Source organism: Mangrovibacterium marinum (assembly GCF_003046625.1).
GTDB lineage: Bacteria > Bacteroidota > Bacteroidia > Bacteroidales > Prolixibacteraceae > Mangrovibacterium > Mangrovibacterium marinum.
This window is the reverse complement of sequence record NZ_QAAD01000011.1, coordinates 115,941-130,903: the sequence shown is the minus strand read 5'-3', so window position 1 is coordinate 130,903 and position 14,963 is coordinate 115,941. Positions and strand designations below refer to the sequence as shown.

General features: G+C 46.8%; 17 protein-coding genes. 12 read left to right on the top strand and 5 right to left on the bottom strand.

The annotated features are described in order from the left end of the window. Positions 1-69 precede the first annotated feature (69 nt). Positions 70-567: an aminoacyl-tRNA deacylase gene (locus tag C8N47_RS12020; protein WP_245915709.1), complete on the bottom strand. Its 498-nt coding sequence runs from the start codon at positions 565-567 to the stop codon at positions 70-72. A gap of 388 nt (positions 568-955) precedes the next feature. On the opposite strand from C8N47_RS12020, the gene glyA reads away from it, so the two are divergent. Continuing rightward, complete coding sequence (glyA, locus tag C8N47_RS12015) at positions 956-2,236, top strand: serine hydroxymethyltransferase (RefSeq protein WP_107822806.1); 1,281 nt, start codon at positions 956-958, stop codon at positions 2,234-2,236. A gap of 732 nt (positions 2,237-2,968) precedes the next feature. Here the strand turns inward: glyA and C8N47_RS12010 are convergent. From C8N47_RS12010 to C8N47_RS11995, 4 genes are all read right to left on the bottom strand, one after another. Further along, entirely contained in the window at positions 2,969-4,153 is a 1,185-nt protein-coding gene (locus C8N47_RS12010) for a serine hydrolase domain-containing protein (protein ID WP_107822805.1), read from the bottom strand. A 1,007-nt stretch (positions 4,154-5,160) separates the two neighbouring features. After that, the gene (locus C8N47_RS12005; protein WP_107822804.1) at positions 5,161-6,696 is read right to left on the bottom strand and encodes an acyl-CoA carboxylase subunit beta; all 1,536 of its coding nucleotides are present in this window, start codon (positions 6,694-6,696) and stop codon (positions 5,161-5,163) included. Between the two features lie 71 nt (positions 6,697-6,767). After that, positions 6,768-7,211, bottom strand: a complete 444-nt coding sequence (locus C8N47_RS12000) for an acyl-CoA carboxylase biotin carboxyl carrier protein subunit (RefSeq protein WP_146161520.1) — start codon at positions 7,209-7,211, stop codon at positions 6,768-6,770. Between the two features lie 234 nt (positions 7,212-7,445). Further along, positions 7,446-8,285: an XRE family transcriptional regulator gene (locus C8N47_RS11995; RefSeq protein WP_107822802.1), complete on the bottom strand. Its 840-nt coding sequence runs from the start codon at positions 8,283-8,285 to the stop codon at positions 7,446-7,448. A 78-nt stretch (positions 8,286-8,363) separates the two neighbouring features. Here C8N47_RS11995 and C8N47_RS11990 point away from each other — a divergent pair, with 78 nt between their 5' ends. The 11 genes from C8N47_RS11990 to C8N47_RS11940 all read left to right on the top strand — a co-directional run bounded on the left by C8N47_RS11990 (position 8,364) and on the right by C8N47_RS11940 (position 14,915). Then, complete coding sequence (locus tag C8N47_RS11990; RefSeq protein WP_107822801.1) at positions 8,364-8,561, top strand: hypothetical protein; 198 nt, start codon at positions 8,364-8,366, stop codon at positions 8,559-8,561. Positions 8,562-8,595: 34 nt separating this feature from the next. Continuing rightward, a complete protein-coding gene (locus C8N47_RS11985) occupies positions 8,596-10,824 on the top strand; it encodes an integrase catalytic domain-containing protein (RefSeq protein ID WP_107822800.1) in 2,229 nt (742 codons plus the stop codon). Between the two features lie 10 nt (positions 10,825-10,834). Beyond that, entirely contained in the window at positions 10,835-11,749 is a 915-nt protein-coding gene (locus C8N47_RS11980; RefSeq protein WP_170111379.1) for an AAA family ATPase, read from the top strand. Next, complete coding sequence (locus tag C8N47_RS11975) at positions 11,749-11,937, top strand: hypothetical protein (RefSeq protein WP_107822798.1); 189 nt, start codon at positions 11,749-11,751, stop codon at positions 11,935-11,937. The genes C8N47_RS11980 and C8N47_RS11975 overlap by 1 nt, the downstream gene beginning before the upstream one ends. Further along, positions 11,924-12,403, top strand: coding sequence for a hypothetical protein (locus C8N47_RS11970; protein ID WP_107822797.1), 480 nt, complete (start codon positions 11,924-11,926; stop codon positions 12,401-12,403). Before C8N47_RS11975 ends, C8N47_RS11970 begins: the two co-directional genes overlap by 14 nt. A gap of 122 nt (positions 12,404-12,525) precedes the next feature. Beyond that, on the top strand, positions 12,526-12,801 hold the full coding sequence (locus C8N47_RS11965) for a hypothetical protein (protein WP_107822796.1): 276 nt from the start codon (positions 12,526-12,528) through the stop codon (positions 12,799-12,801). An 11-nt stretch (positions 12,802-12,812) separates the two neighbouring features. Beyond that, positions 12,813-13,061 carry an SEC-C metal-binding domain-containing protein gene (locus tag C8N47_RS11960; RefSeq protein ID WP_107822795.1) on the top strand — a complete coding sequence of 83 codons (249 nt, stop codon included), beginning with the start codon at positions 12,813-12,815 and terminating at the stop codon, positions 13,059-13,061. 19 nt (positions 13,062-13,080) lie between these two features. Continuing rightward, on the top strand, positions 13,081-13,761 hold the full coding sequence (locus C8N47_RS11955) for a hypothetical protein (protein ID WP_146161519.1): 681 nt from the start codon (positions 13,081-13,083) through the stop codon (positions 13,759-13,761). Positions 13,762-13,864: 103 nt separating this feature from the next. Continuing rightward, the gene (locus tag C8N47_RS11950) at positions 13,865-14,305 is read left to right on the top strand and encodes a DUF4494 domain-containing protein (protein WP_107822793.1); all 441 of its coding nucleotides are present in this window, start codon (positions 13,865-13,867) and stop codon (positions 14,303-14,305) included. Beyond that, positions 14,302-14,487 (top strand): hypothetical protein, encoded by a 186-nt coding sequence (locus C8N47_RS11945; protein ID WP_107822792.1) that lies wholly within the window; start codon positions 14,302-14,304, stop codon positions 14,485-14,487. Before C8N47_RS11950 ends, C8N47_RS11945 begins: the two co-directional genes overlap by 4 nt. 2 nt (positions 14,488-14,489) lie before the next feature. After that, a complete protein-coding gene (locus tag C8N47_RS11940) occupies positions 14,490-14,915 on the top strand; it encodes a hypothetical protein (protein WP_107822791.1) in 426 nt (141 codons plus the stop codon). Positions 14,916-14,963: the final 48 nt, after the last annotated feature.

The following is a 14,963-nucleotide window of genomic DNA, read 5'->3' as shown; positions in this document are numbered from 1 at the left end:
AATAAAAGAAACCTCCAAATAAATCCGGAGGCTTCTTAACAACTGTTACCCTTCAATTAGTTAAACCCATCAGGCTGATAACGCTTTTGAGAAGCGAAGAACAACCGGTTCAACCAGTCTTTCAAAATCAGCATAAAACATGCGGATTAATTCCGTGTGTGTTCCTGCGTTAAAATAAATCTCTTCATCGTCGATGAGGCTTTCAGCAACGTAAACTTCCATATCATACAGGTTTCCAAAAGGAGGCATCGCTCCAACTTCGCAGTTTGGGAATCGATCTTTAAACTCCATTTCGGAGGCCAGGCTCACTTTGCGCGCACCCGAAGTGTCGCGCAGCAAGCTCAGGTTAACCATGTAAGATGCCGGAACAACAGCCATTGCCATACGCCCGTCAATATTGACGATCACGGTCTTTGCAATTTCTTTTCCCGGAATGTGTGTGGTCGCCGCAATGCGTTGGGCATTGTAAGCCAGCGAGTGGCGGATGACGATGTATTCAATATTATTCCGGTCTAAAAATTCAGTCAGTTTTTTGAGTGGCATGTTGTCAACTTTTCTGAAATTCATAAAAGATGTTCTACACATCACAAATCCTATTTAGTGGATGCCGATCCAAAGCTAAATAGCGGGAGAGGATACTGAATTGTACGTGAATTTTTTTGAAAAAGATTAATGCAACGACAGCCGGGAAGATGTTTAATAAGCAGTCTCATGCTGAAACCTTGAAGCAGCCTACGGAAAATGAGCCTTCAAAAGGGCCGAAACCCGTGCAGCCCGCCAGTATTGTAAAAGAATTGCAAAGGTTCATAAATTTTTGTGATTGTTGATTTCTAATCTTTCAGGCTACTGCTAAAAATTTTACCTTTGCGACTTAAACGTTCCTCGTTTTCAATCACTTTATCGGCAGCGCGAAAGCCGGTACAAACTGAATATTCAAAATTTGAACATATACCAAATGAAAAGAGATCAATTAGTATTTGACATTATTGAAAAAGAACGCAAGCGGCAGCTCAGCGGGATTGAATTGATTGCCTCTGAAAACTTTGTAAGCGAGCAGGTTATGGAGGCGATGGGTTCTGTGATGACGAACAAATATGCGGAAGGTTACCCGGGCAAACGCTACTATGGTGGTTGCCAGATTGTAGACCAAACCGAGCAGTTGGCGATTGATCGGGTGAAAGAACTCTTTGGTGCCGAGTATGCCAATGTTCAGCCTCACTCCGGAGCTCAGGCCAATGCAGCTGTACTAAGTGTTATTTTGAAACCGGGCGATAAATTCCTGGGACTCGACCTGGCTCACGGCGGTCACTTGTCGCACGGTTCTCCGGTAAACTCATCAGGTATATTGTACCAGCCAATTGCTTACCACGTGAAAGAGGAAACCGGTATGGTGGACTACGACGAAATGGAAGCGCTGGCTAAAGAACACAAACCCAAATTAATTATTGGTGGTGCCTCGGCTTACTCGCGCGAATGGGATTATGCCCGTATGCGTAAAATCGCCGATGAAGTGGGCGCCATGTTGATGATCGATATGGCTCACCCGGCTGGTTTGATTGCTGCCGGTTTGCTGGAAAACCCGGTGAAACATGCACACGTGGTGACTTCAACAACCCACAAAACCCTGCGTGGACCGCGTGGCGGTATCATCCTGATGGGGAAAGATTTCGAAAACCCATTTGGTTTCAAAACACCCAAAGGAGAAACCAAAATGATGTCGGCGGTATTGGATTTCGCTGTATTCCCGGGACAACAAGGTGGACCACTCGAGCACGTGATTGCATCGAAAGCGATTGCTTTTGGCGAGGCCCTGGATCCTTCTTATAAAGCGTATCAGACTCAGGTGAAAAAGAATGCGGCGGTAATGGCCGAAGCTTTCATCGCCAAAGGTTACAAAGTAATTTCGGGCGGTACCGATAACCACAGTATGTTGATCGACCTGCGCACTAAATTCCCCGAGTTGACGGGTAAAAAAGCTGAAAACACACTGGTTTTGGCCGATATTACCATTAATAAAAATATGGTGCCATTCGATAGTCGCTCGCCGTTTTCAACTTCCGGATTGCGTGTTGGTACGCCAGCAATTACCACACGTGGCCTGAAAGAAGATGCTATGCCGGTGATTGTTGATTTGATTGACGAGGTGCTGACAAACCCCGATAACGAAGAAGTAATTGCTTCGGTTCGTAAACGTGTTAACCAATTGATGGAAGGTTTACCTTTGTTTGCCTGGTAAACTCAATTTTCATCGAACAAGATAAGACAGAGGCATCGGTAACGGTGCCTCTGTTGTTTTTCTGAAAGTCGACCACGCAAAGGCGCAATGTTAATAACTGATTTTGGTTAGAGGTGGAACGACAACCCGACAACTGTTGAAAACAACGACAACAGTATCATCGAAAAATAGTAAACTTTCATCCCTGTTGGTGATTCCTCTGAATCATGGCGGTTTTTTCTGAAAGGATCTTTTGTCCTACCGGACGGGTTTTACTCTTTGCCTTATAGCAAAGAGTAAACAGAAAGTTCAAGGCTTATTTTTATCTTCAGGTGTCAGCTTCCGAAAGCTAAGTTCAGCCGGGTGATCTCCTTCTGTCGGCGGAGCTTCCCGGATTCACTAAGCTTCCGGTTCGCCTCTCACCATCGATAAAAAGTAGGCCGGTCCCGCTCCGAGCGAGCTTCCGTCTTCTCTTAAATGCCTTCTGCTTTTACCTTCGATCTAATGTACCCACCCTAGCCCTCGCTCACGAGGGAGGGAAATTCCTACTTTGTCGGAATGGGAGGGTCAATCTAATTCAAAAGAATCCACTTTAATCCCTGTTGGTGATTCCCGGGGATCAGGACGGTTTTTTCAGAGAGTCGACCACGCAAAGGTGCTAAGCCGCAATGGCAATAACTGGTTTTGATTAGAGGTGGAACGACAATCCGACAACCTTCGATCTTCATCGTTGTCGGATTGCTGCTGATGGGCTTATTGCTCTTCGGTTGCCTGGGGGTCTTCAGCTTCGGGACTTAGCGGCTCAATACGATCGAGGAAGAGCTGTGCTATTTTTGCCGAAGGCATGCTTTCGGTGCGATCTTCGATGTTGGTGCACAAGCTAACCACCAGTTTCTGCTCGGGGAAAATGGCCAGGAATGAGCTGCCACCAATGGTTGAGCCTTGCTGAATGTAGACGGTGCGCCCCTGGCGGTCTTCAAAAATAGTCCATCCAAAGCCCAGCTCGCTGACATAGCCGTTCTTCAACTTATTCCGGGTGAAGAACAGATCGTAGCTTTCATCCGAGAAGAACTCCCGATTCATCAGTTTTTGGCCCAGTTTATTTAAATCGTCGGCCGTAGACAGGTAGCCGTAAGCCGGAGCCACAAAGCGCGAATCGATGGCGGGGGCATTCATAATTTGGGCAATAAAGTTTCGCGAATAGGGAGCAGCTCTGTTGGCGGTGATGTAGCCCGGGTTGTCGATCATGGTTTCATGCAGCCCCAGCGTGTCGAGCAGCATCTCCTGCACCAGTTTGGGGTAGCTTTTGTGTTCCAGGGTTTCGGCCAGGATGCCCAGCAAGCACGAGCCGTAATCACTCACGTTAAAATATTCGTTTGGCGGGTAAACCAGCGAGTCGTTGTCCGAGGCGTGAACGTAGGCTTTTAAGTCCTTCAGCTTATCGGGGTTCATCAACAGGCTATTGTCGGTTTCCGGAAAACCGGCTGTGTGTGTGCCCAGATTGTAAATGCTGAAATCGTATTGTTTTTCCGGGTAATTGGGTACATACTTTCGGAACGAGTCGTGCACATTCAGCTTGCCTTGTTCCTGTAAACGGGCTATTGCCATGGCTGCAAACATTTGTGAGCTGCGACCGATGCGGTATTTGGTTTGCGGGCTGGCCGGCGATTTAAGCTCGTAGTTGGCATAGCCCAGGCCCTCGGACCAGACCGTTTGCCCGTCGACAGAGACCGAAACCGAGACGCCAAAATTTCCGCCAATCAGGTAAAGCTGTATGGCTTCGCGGCCTTTCAAAATTTCATTTTTATAATCGCGATTAAGCACAACGCGCGGATTGTGCGGTTTTTGCGAGCACGAAGCCAGCGTGAACAGCAGGATGGCGACTGCCGAAAATTGGTGAATGAAACGTTTGGGGGTGCTGTAAATTTCTCTTTTCATCGTACTGGATTGTTGGTTGTGATGCTGATTTTGAAAATTAGTTTGCGAGCCCGAAAATACGAAAAATGTGTAAAACCGCAGGGCCGCGACTCCCCGAAGTGACTTTCACAAAAAACACAAAGGCTCCTTTTTCACTCTCCCCTGAAATGAACCAATCCTGGCGGATCGATTCAATTCTGTCCCCTCTCTGCGAGCAGAGCGGGGGAATCCAGAAGCTACAGGTAGATTACAAAAAACACCATCAACGCATAAGAATGACGTTCGATCATTGCCAAAAAGTTGGGAACCGGTTGGCCTTTTTTATTAAGACCGGAATCAAACGAAAAGCTTCCTGTAATCCCGGAGGGATGCAATTTGGGTAGCTTTGGCATTTCCGTGGGTAAAATTCCGTCCCGTACGGGACGGGAGAATCTTCGTGCTGCCTTTGGTGCTACCCAAATTGAATGGCTAAAAGCCATTGCTGGAAAATGAAACCCCGTCCGGTAGGACAAAGTTCCTTGTTGATCAAAGGTAGAAATCGAAAAAGCAGGCGCATCACCCGTAGTAGACTTTCACAACAAACACAAAGGCCCCTTTTTAACTCTCCCCTGAAATGAACCAATCCTGGCGGATCGATTCAATTCTGTCCCCTCTCTGCGAGCAGAGCGGGGGAATCCGGAAGCTACAGGTAGATTACAAAAAACGTTTGCGGTCAAAGGTGTTTCCAGTGTCCCTACGCCGTAGGGAAGCCAGTCGAAGCTGCTTTTTTGTTCGCTACGCCGTAGGGAAGCCAGTCGAAGCTGCTTTTTTGTTCGCTACGCCGTAGGGAAGCCGGTTGAAGCTGTTTCCAGCGTCCCTGCCTTGTAGCCGACCCGCAACATCGGTAACCGGCGAAATTGATTGCTGAACTGAAATAGAAACGGAAGGTGAACGATGAACAACAACAGGATACCCGGAATGGTGCCGAATATCCTGTTGGCGATTCATTGCCGGAAGCCCAATCGTTTCCGGTGAGGCGATGGTGGGTATTACAACGGAATGTTACCGTGTTTCCGCGGAAGATTCGATTTGCGCTTGTTGTGCGTCATATCCAGCGCGCTGATGATTTTCTTACGCGTATCTTTCGGGTAAATAATCTCGTCGATATAGCCCAGCGATGCCGCCCGGTACGGGTTGGCAAAGGTGTCGCGGTATTGCTCCACGGCCTGTGCTTTTTCTTCTTCGGTTTTAATATCGCGGCGAAGAATATTGATGGCGCCTTCCGGTCCCATTACGGCAATCTCGGCCGTGGGATAGGCGTAGTTGATGTCGGCGCCAATATGCTTGCTCGACATCACATCGTAAGCGCCACCGTAAGCTTTGCGGGTAATCAGGGTGATTTTGGGCACGGTTGCCTCAGCAAAGGCGTACAGCAGCTTGGCACCGTGCTTAATGATACCGCCAAATTCCTGCTGAGTGCCCGGCAGGAAGCCCGGAACATCGACCAGCGTAACCAGCGGAATGTTGAAAGCGTCGCAGAAACGCACAAAACGTGCTGCTTTAGCCGACGAGTTAATGTCGAGCACCCCCGCATAGCTGGCCGGCTGGTTGGCAACAATACCGACCGAGCGGCCACCAAAGCGCGCAAAGCCCACAATAATGTTGGTGGCATAGTGCGGTTGCACTTCCATAAAATGTTCATCGTCTACAATTTTATAGATGATGTCTTTCATGTCGTAGGGTCTGTTGGGGTCGGCCGGCACAATGCTGTTCAGCTCTTCGTCTTCGCGGTCGATGGGGTCGGTGCAGGGAACCTCCTGCGCTTCTTCCATATTGTTGAGCGGGATGAAGCTCATCAGCTCGCGCACCATCATCAGGGTTTGTTCTTCATCGTCGCCGGTGAAATGAGTCACCCCGCTTTTGCTGCTGTGTGTCACAGCGCCACCCAATTCCTCCTGGGTTACATCTTCGTGGGTCACGGTTCTGATCACGTCGGGCCCGGTTACAAACATGTAACTTTTCTCATTCACCATAAAGATGAAGTCGGTGAGGGCAGGCGAGTAAACGGCACCACCGGCACAAGGTCCTAAGATCACACTGATTTGAGGGATTACACCGCTCGACAGCACATTATTGTAGAAGATGTCGGCATAGCCGGCCAGCGACTGCACACCTTCCTGAATGCGCGCACCCCCCGAGTCGTTCAAGCCAATCAGGGGTTTGCCCATTTTTACCGCAAGATTCTGGATCTTCACGATTTTGTCGGCGTTGGTACGGCTCATGCTGCCCCCAAAAACGGTGAAGTCCTGCGCATAAATGTAGACCAGCCGGCCGTTAATTTTTCCGTAGCCGGTAACAACGCCATCGCCCGGTATTTTGTTTTTCTCCATCCCGAAATCGGTCGCCCGGTGAGTTACCAGCTTATCAATTTCGTTGAAGGTGCCCGGGTCGAGCAGCTCCAGGATTCGCTCGCGGGCGGTTTTTTTCCCGGCGGAGTGTTGTTTCTCGATGCGTTCGCGTCCTCCACCGAGTTCTGCTTGTTGATTTATTTGTTCGAAATGCTCAAATTTTGCTTTTAAATCCATCGTTTTTTCATTTTGTTTCAGACAACAATTGTTGGGTATGGCAGGGGCATGGTCCAGCCACAATCACCTGCTTAGTCAATTTCCACCAACACCTGGTTGGTGTCAACCGTGTCGCCTGCTTTGATGTTTACTTTTTTAATTACACCGTCAACCGCTGCCTTGTACTCGCTTTCCATTTTCATGGCCGAGATAATCACAGCTGTTTCTCCTTTTCGGATCGGTTGCCCCACTTCGGCCAAAACCTGAACGATTTTCCCGGGCATGGGCGCGGTGATTTTTTTGTCGCTGTTGGCTAAGGTCGCTTCACCCCGGTTGCGGATGTAGCGGGCTTCGGCATCAATCACTTCCAGGTCGTAGGTTTGATAAAGGGTATAAGCCGTGTACGACTTGGGTTTGTTGCCCGGCACCAGGGTGATGTTGTGCGAACGGTTATTTTCCAAAATTGAAAAAGTACCCTCGTCGTTGTGCATTAAATCAAGCCGGTAGACGCGGCCGTCAACGTCGATTTCGAGCAAATTTTCGTTCTGATTGAGCACTTTGACTTTGGCAACGCGGTATAAGGGGCATAACGAAAAGTAGAAAGAATATTACTCTTTGAAATGCATTGAATTATAAAGGTTTGTGACTACATAGCTGATTGATGTCCAAAAAGATAGGTGCCAATATCTACCATTTAACTACCATTTAAGACTTATAAAAAGTTAATTAGTTGGGAACAAAGGTTAATTGCTAAGATTTAATGCGGCAGTTTATGCCATTGAGTTTATCCTTATTGATGCCTTTACAAACGCTAATGCACGAACCTTCGAAATGTGAACCTCTTTATCGCTATGGTGCTGATTGTGGCTCACAAGCTTTATATGTCCGGGCTTTTCGCTCTTTTGGATGTACTTCACTGTAATGTACTCTTCACCCTCCAAATCGACAGAAACCAGGTACATTTCGCCCCAAAATATATTATTCTCGATATCGTTAATCTTCTTATATAGAACTATATCACCACTTTTAAGCAGTGGATACATGCTATCTCCAGTGACATGTATTGCGCCGTCGCATTTAGGCAGATTAGGTATTGTAATAAAGTCAATAGGCTTTGCGCTTGCAGTATCGCTAAACAGCGGAACAATACCAGCAGTAGCCTCTACGTCGAACAAAGGTATGCGTTGTCGCTCCAACTTATAGTCGGACTGTAGATGGTAGGTTTGCATGTCATCCTGGAACAACTCATGTATATTACCCTTATCAAAAGAGTAATCTTTTTTTAACTTTTCGTTTTCGTCAAAAATGTTACTGTTTTTGTTACGGTTTTCAACCGTAACAATTTCCGTACTTTTCGTTTTTAATTCGCCAAAATCAGAAGTAACAATTTCTATACTTTTCGAATTTTCAATATCAGTGTGAATTAAATCCTCATACGAAATGTGAAAATACTCCACAATCTTCGTTAGTGCAGTTATTTTTGGCTCCGATCCACGCTCGTAAGAGGCTATATTATCCCTCGATAGGCCGAATTTATTGCCAAACTCAGTCTGATTAAGACCGCACAACAATCTGAGGTACTTTAAATTAGTGCTTATTTGGTTTTTCATGTGAAATTAATTCACGTTTTTATTTGTGTTTGTGAAGCAAATACACAATATTTGTATCTATAAACGTGAACCGAAGATATGGCAGATTTTAACAAAAAGCAAATTGAGACACTGAGAGGAAGTTTTAAAAAAATAGCCGAATCAGTTGGGTGCACGCGTGAATATGTTTCTCAAATCATTCACGGCAAGCGAAAGCTAAAGCGAAAATCTCCTTTAGCAATGAAGGTGATCAAAAAGGCGAATGAGCTATTGACCATCCTTGAGCCTAAAAACTAGAATGACTGAAGCAAACGCTTAACCAATTTCCCCGATGATGATTTTTCAACCAGGCGACATATTAGCACGATCAGAGCAAGGAGGAACAACCGTATGGGTAAACCATCGGTTGCTCCTTGACTTTTGCCACATGAGCGAGAACCACCTTCGTAAGGTGCGATCAGAATATAAATCATCATTGCCGCCATCACAGCAAAAATTCGACATTCTACCGGATAGCGGCAGCTCCTGGCGATGGTCGAAGCAAAATGGATTTTTCTACTATGCTGTGAATCGCATACCAAACCGAGCTCCGAAATTTTACCGCGACCAACTGCCATCCGATAGCGATCTGTTAAAGGCGATGCGTGAACTCGACATAAAGTCAAAATCAGACCTTTCAGATCGAATTAAAAAAGACATACAGGCCCGCGTTGCCGATTTTTTCAGTAACGACGATATAACTTACTTCTGTTACTCGTCGGAGCCAACATTTAACCAGGATAAAGCCAAACAGCTGGCCGAGGCAAAAGCTTGGTGCGATATGATCTCGGTTTACACCGAGGGAGGCCGCTTTAAGCGCTTCGGGCTTAAGCGGAAAGAAGATTTCTACAATGTATGCACGGAGATAATTCAGGGCAAGGAGCTTGAAGGTTTACGCATAAACACGGTTAAATCACTGCGCAAAAAAATAAGCCTTTATCCGGCTGTTGGCGACGATCGTCAGCGCAACTACTTCATATCTGGCAAGTATGGCAACGACAACCGACGCAAGGTTGGCAAGTTCAAGCTGGTTGATACGGTAACCGGCGAGGAGCTTCCTTTCGATATCCACGAGGCCATCATGTTCAATTTGTACATGAATCCGGGTAACCCGCAAAAAGAAGATTTACTGCCGCTTTGGGAAGAGTACAAAGAAGATTTAGCCGAATTTTCAACCGACGAACCAATGGCCTACCGCACATTTACGCAGTATTGCAGCCGGTTCGACACCCAGCTGCGCACAGCTAAAGCTCGCCACGGTGAGGACTACTATAATAAGCAATTCCTGACCTACGTTCCGAGCGAACACCTGAAGTATGCACACTCGCTGTTTGCTGCCGATGGTTCGGCAACGGTAGCCTATAAATACTACGACAAGGACGGCACTTGCCGACGAATGAACCTTTATGTGATCCTGATTAGTGATGTGGCTAGCCGCTATATCGCCGGTTGGGCTCCTGCAAAAGAAGGGTTACACAACGAAACACCACGCATGACCGAGCAGGCCGTTAAAATGGCCATCGAGTCGGGTGGTTATCAAACCATGTTTGAAGTTGTAACCGATAATCACGGGGCATTTACAAGCGAAGAAAGCAAGGATCTGCTATCGTCAATCTTTAACAAGGTACGCACAATTAGGGCGCACAACTCGCAGGCCAACCCTGCCGAGACCCAGTTCCGTCTCTTTAAAAAGACGCTTAAACGCTTTAATAACTTTCTGCGTACATCGTGGATTGCCGGAATTGACAATCAGGCCAACCCCGATTTCATCCCCAACAACGAAGTATTGCCAACTTACGAGGAAGCCGTGCTGCAAATGGCGCGCATTATTGCCGATTTCAACAATAAGAAGATGCGCGACGGCTCTACGCCTGCTCAACGCTTCGAAATGAAACACCCCGACTGCAAACCAATGGACGATCGTCAGCTGCGTAGTGTGTTTGCCTACCGTACAGCGGTTGAGATAACCCGAATGCGTGGCTTTGTGGAAGTTTGGAAGGCTGATCAGCTGTATAAATTCGAGATCCCGGAATACTTCACCGGAATGGCCGAGAAAATTGCAAAAGCTACCGGCTATAAGCCCGATGCAAAGCTTTCGGTTGTCTGGGACTACGAAGCAGCCGACCTGTACACGCTCGAAGGAAAGTATTTGTGCACTTGCAAAGTGGCCCAAAAGGCCGTTCAATCGCATGCCGAAAGTAACGAGCATACCGACTATGCCATCGGGCACCATCAAAAGCGCCAGCGCATACAGCTGGAGCAAGCCGACGATTTTGAGCAAAAAGCGAGCCAAACAGCCGATCTGTTGAATGCCGGTTTGCTCGACTCCTACAACATTGCTGTAACCGATAAGAATTACAGCAAGGAAAGCTATAACGCCGAAATGGAATCGGGGATGAATCAGAATAGCCCGGTAAGCGTGAACGTGAAAAATGAATTTGAAAATGAAAATAACAGCAGCCGCAACCGGAAAGATTTTGACGGATACGACCCGGAGGCAGCCGCTATTGATAATCTCTAATTGCAAAACTATGATTTTTACATTAACCGAAAAAGAAACAATTGGTAAACGCCTGGTCGAACGGCAAGAGACCAGCGGATTAAGCCAGGCAGCTTTTGCCAGAGCAAATGAGATGAGCCCGGCCGATATGTCGAACATCCGCGGCGAAAAATGGAAAGAACAGCCCCATCTGGTTGGCGACATGAAGTGGATCAAGTTTGCCCGCCTCGTTGATTTCACCCGCAAGGCTGAATTAGAATGGAAAACGGCTCAAACGAATGTTAAACGCCAAATCGATGCCCAGTTAAATGCTTGCAAGAACTACTCGTTCACTGCAATTCTGTGCGACGATGCAGGCGTTGGCAAAACCTACGCTTGCAAGGCGTTTGCAGCAACAAACCCACATGTTTATTACATCGACTGCTCGAACTGCCGCACCCGCATCCGCTTTGTTCGTGCTATTGCCCGCGCTGTTGGCATCAACGCCGATGGAAAGATCGACGATCTTTTCGAGAGCGCCATGTATGTGCTTGGGCTGATCGATCGCCCGCTATTAATACTGGACGAGGCCGGAGACCTCGAGGATAAAGCATTTTTGGAGCTAAAGCGCATGTACAACAACCTCGAAGGCCAATGCGGCTTTTATCTGGTTGGTGCAGATGGTCTGAAAAAGAAGATTGAACGTGGCGAAGCTGTTCGTAAAGTTGGTTTTACCGAGGTTTTCAGCCGCTTCGGCAAGAAGTTCACCAAAATAGTACCTGTTGAACCCGAAGAGCGGCGGCAGTTTTTGATTGAAATGGCGCATTCACTACTCGATGCCAATGGCATAAGCGACCGCAATTCGCGCCAGGATATTATCCGCACAATTTGCCTGAACGGATTGAAAGACCTCCGCACGGTCAAGCGCGAAGTCATTAAGATCCGAATCAAAAAGGAGGCCTGCTAATGGACCAGCCGGTTAAAATAAAAGTCGTGTGGAATAGCCGAATCGATGGTATGTGTTCAGCTTTGGCCGAGGAAGCTAAAGCCGGCTATGCCATTGGCGATATCGTTGCCGTTATTCTGCCGCTAAAGGCTCCTATGCCAACCGAAATGTATGTCTTACCAAAACACGAACACCATGACACGATTTAACGAAATACTAGACAAGTCAAAGACCGTACAGCGGTTTGCTCAGCTCGAAAATATGAGCAGCGATGAGCTTTACGAATATACATTTGAGTGCTTTTGTAGCTATATGGACATGTTTAAGGAGCGTTTAACATTCGGCTCGCAAACAAACAAAATGATTGCCGCTTACGGTAAAATTCAAGCATTCAAAGTGCTTACACCTTCCGAATTGATCAGCATCATGTTTACATCAGCTCATATGCAGCTTTGGTTTGCCTATCGCTTTTGGGCTGAGGCCGACAAGCAAGTTGTTCGTCAGTGTGTCGATCGAGAAGAGCTATTTCTGACACTCACTTTTATGGGTGCCATTCCAAAAACTAACCTAATGGAGGAGATTATAAATGAGTATGAAAACGGAGCAATCTGCATCCCTAACGTCAAGACGTTCGGATTTAGAGCAGAAACAAGAGCAGCTGATCAGCCAGCTTAATGCCGGCTTTGACCCCGAAATATGGCGAAAATACAGCTTAGTAAACTATAAGCTCGAAGTTATTAACAACCGCATAAACGGGAAATTTACCGACCCGTCAGCGGGCCTTGAATTTTTAAAAGATGATACTACGCACACACATAACCGATAACGAACTGAAAGCATTCTTCGAGAGTGCCGGCTACATCTGCACGATTATCAACAAACCGATTTTTCACAAGCGCACACATGGCTTTGAAGAGGAGGACGAACAGCCGGTTTTGCACGTGCAAACAGCAGGAGGCGCTATTCCTGCCGAGGATTTAATGAACGAATATGTAAAAGTAACCATTCTGCGCCCTGTATCCGAAACAAGCGTGAACATCGACCAGGCAGCCAGAAACCTAAAACGAAAATAGGAGAATTGAACATGGGATATACAGAGCAAGATTTAAAGGAAATAAAAGAGCTTGAGTCGAAAGGGCTGCAAGTTACCCCAGCTGAATTGAGCAAAAACGAATACGGTGGACAAACAACCCGCCCTATCAAGTACGCACAGCCCAAACGCCACCGCAACGACCCGTGCAGCTGCGGCAGTGGCCGTAAGTTTAAACACTGCTGCGAACCGAAGCTCGACGATGGTAAACGACGTCGCTATTATGCATCGAAAAAACAATAACATTCAAAAATTCAATACAATGGAAACACAAGCAACACAAGCCGCCTCGGCAATCAACATTAGTGAGTTAACACCCGAACAACGCCGCCAGCTGATGGCCGATCTCGAAGCCGAAGAGCAAGCCAAAAAAGCAGCCGAGCAAAAGCTAAAGGAAGACTATGCAGCACTGAAAAATGACCAGGTAAACGAAACATTTGGTCGCCTACGGATGCTCGAAATAGGCATTAAGGCTGAGAAAACCGACATCTACGAGCAGTTTCAAACACTTATGGCGATGAAGATGGAGATCTTCGGCTTAACCGATGCCGATATCGAGATGCAACAGTCGCACACGTTTACTAACGATGCCGGAACTCACTCAATCATTCTCGGCTCAAACGTCATCGACGGCTGGACCGATGAGGTTGGCATTGGTATCGACGCGGTTAACAAGTGGATCGATGCAAAAATCACCGACCCTAAAGCTCATGGACTTCTTAAAGCCATGCTAAAGCCCAATAAGGACGGCGTACTGCAAGCCAACCGGGTGCTCGATATGGCGAAGGAAGCCCGCAAAATTGGAGACAAAGAACTAATCGAATGGGTGGTATTCATCCAAGACCAGTGGCGCCCAGTTAAAACATCAACTTATGTGAAGGCCAAGTGGCGCGATACCAATAATAAATGGCAATGGCTGGCTCTTAGCATGAGTGCTGTTTAAAATAGGTAGTCTCGAAAAACGAATCCTGGACGGTCTTATCGGGCGGTTCGACTCCGCCCGCAGGGACAATGGCAATAATGCCTGTAATTTAAATTTAAGTGTTATGCAAACATGGTTCGAATGTAAAGTTAAGTACGTCAAAATTAACCAGGACGGACGCGAAACAAAGGTAACAGAGAGCTACCTTATTGATGCTGTTAGTTATACCGATGCGGAGGCTCGTATAGTTAAGGAACTACAGCAGATGATTCGCGGTAGTTTCGAGATCGAAAAGATCACCAAATCAAACATCATTGAAATTTTACCGGCCGAGGATGGCGAATTCTGGTATAAGGCCCGCATCGCGATTGTAACCATCGACGCTAAAGCCGGAAAAGAGAAGAAAGTAAACAACTACTTTCTGGTGGCTGCCGACGATTTCAAGGAGGCCTTTCAACGTTTGGAAAAAGGACTTTCCTATATTCTGGTTCCTTACAACACAACATCGCTGGCATTGTCGCCAATTGTCGACGTATTTCCATACTTCGAAAGTAAAGAGTCATGAATGAGTTCATCGAAAAAGTAGCACGAATGAGAAGGATGCAAAATAAGTACTTCTCAACAAAAGAGCGGCATTACCTGGTTGCTTCAAAAGAAGCTGAACGAGAGGTTGACGATGAGCTTAAAAAGTTGGGTAAAACAGTAGTAAGCGCCGAAGATCGGCAGGAACAACAACGATTATTCTAATTATGGCTGATGTTTATAGATATAAAGAAAATGTGCTCGACTGCTATGCTTACGGCATGGAGTATATCGGGTTCGAAAATGGACAGGAGCGCGATATAAAAAAAGATCCGCTTAAGGTATTTGGTCACACCATAATGCCTGGATCTAAAATAACGGCACTGGACTCTGGTTCCGATAGAACATCATTCAAGATTGATGATACTTATATCGTATTTGCCGGGCTTTACGATGGTCATGCTCTTTTTGAAATCGAAGAAGAAACAGCGGAAGTGGTACAAGGGAGTTTATTCGACGAACCAAAGCCACCGAAGTGGTTTCTAGCAATGGCTTACGTGAGCGAAACAGCTGGGCTATTAATGTTCTCTCAACCTGGAGCCTGTTACGATATCAGGCCATTGAATGTAGTTTACACCGATAATAAGCAATAACCTGGACGGTCTTATCGGGCGGTTCGACTCCGCCCGCAGGGACAAACG

Excerpts from the sequence above, each read along its gene's own strand:
- C8N47_RS12020 (WP_245915709.1), bottom strand. The coding sequence starts at position 567 with ATGAATTTCAGAAAAGTTGACAACATGCCACTCAAAAAACTGACTGAA.
- glyA (WP_107822806.1), top strand. The coding sequence starts at position 956 with ATGAAAAGAGATCAATTAGTATTTGACATTATTGAAAAAGAACGCAAG.
- C8N47_RS12010 (WP_107822805.1), bottom strand. The coding sequence starts at position 4,153 with ATGAAAAGAGAAATTTACAGCACCCCCAAACGTTTCATTCACCAATTT.
- C8N47_RS12005 (WP_107822804.1), bottom strand. The coding sequence starts at position 6,696 with ATGGATTTAAAAGCAAAATTTGAGCATTTCGAACAAATAAATCAACAA.
- C8N47_RS11995 (WP_107822802.1), bottom strand. The coding sequence starts at position 8,285 with ATGAAAAACCAAATAAGCACTAATTTAAAGTACCTCAGATTGTTGTGC.
- C8N47_RS11990 (WP_107822801.1), top strand. The coding sequence starts at position 8,364 with ATGGCAGATTTTAACAAAAAGCAAATTGAGACACTGAGAGGAAGTTTT.
- C8N47_RS11985 (WP_107822800.1), top strand. The coding sequence starts at position 8,596 with ATGATGATTTTTCAACCAGGCGACATATTAGCACGATCAGAGCAAGGA.
- C8N47_RS11980 (WP_170111379.1), top strand. The coding sequence starts at position 10,835 with ATGATTTTTACATTAACCGAAAAAGAAACAATTGGTAAACGCCTGGTC.
- C8N47_RS11975 (WP_107822798.1), top strand. The coding sequence starts at position 11,749 with ATGGACCAGCCGGTTAAAATAAAAGTCGTGTGGAATAGCCGAATCGAT.
- C8N47_RS11970 (WP_107822797.1), top strand. The coding sequence starts at position 11,924 with ATGACACGATTTAACGAAATACTAGACAAGTCAAAGACCGTACAGCGG.
- C8N47_RS11965 (WP_107822796.1), top strand. The coding sequence starts at position 12,526 with ATGATACTACGCACACACATAACCGATAACGAACTGAAAGCATTCTTC.
- C8N47_RS11960 (WP_107822795.1), top strand. The coding sequence starts at position 12,813 with ATGGGATATACAGAGCAAGATTTAAAGGAAATAAAAGAGCTTGAGTCG.
- C8N47_RS11955 (WP_146161519.1), top strand. The coding sequence starts at position 13,081 with ATGGAAACACAAGCAACACAAGCCGCCTCGGCAATCAACATTAGTGAG.
- C8N47_RS11950 (WP_107822793.1), top strand. The coding sequence starts at position 13,865 with ATGCAAACATGGTTCGAATGTAAAGTTAAGTACGTCAAAATTAACCAG.
- C8N47_RS11945 (WP_107822792.1), top strand. The coding sequence starts at position 14,302 with ATGAATGAGTTCATCGAAAAAGTAGCACGAATGAGAAGGATGCAAAAT.
- C8N47_RS11940 (WP_107822791.1), top strand. The coding sequence starts at position 14,490 with ATGGCTGATGTTTATAGATATAAAGAAAATGTGCTCGACTGCTATGCT.